Origin of the sequence: uncultured Shewanella sp., from assembly GCF_947501665.1 — a bacterium.
Lineage (GTDB): Bacteria > Pseudomonadota > Gammaproteobacteria > Enterobacterales > Shewanellaceae > Shewanella.
This window is the reverse complement of sequence record NZ_CANMWS010000113.1, coordinates 1-245: the sequence shown is the minus strand read 5'-3', so window position 1 is coordinate 245 and position 245 is coordinate 1. Positions and strand designations below refer to the sequence as shown.

Genomic DNA, 245 nt, shown 5'->3' with positions numbered 1-245 from the left:
CGCAGAGAAAGAGAAGCTTTTATATCAGTGGAATGACACCAATTCAGCGTACCCACAAGAGAAGACATTACATCAGGCTTTTGAAGAGCAGGTGATAGCGACGCCAGAGAATATTGCGTTGGTTTATCAAGGTGAAGCACTCACATATCGTCAATTGAACGAAAGAGTGAACCAACTTGCACGTTACTTACGTGCCCAATATCAGGCTCGTTTAGGAGAAGTGTTAACACCAGACACACTGATTA

1 protein-coding gene is annotated in these 245 nt (G+C 43.3%); it reads left to right on the top strand.

Annotated features, from left to right (window positions below; translation table 11 throughout):
- Positions 1-245, top strand: a 245-nt coding sequence (locus Q0976_RS24135) for an AMP-binding protein (RefSeq protein WP_299497412.1), incomplete at both ends; no start/stop codon positions are given.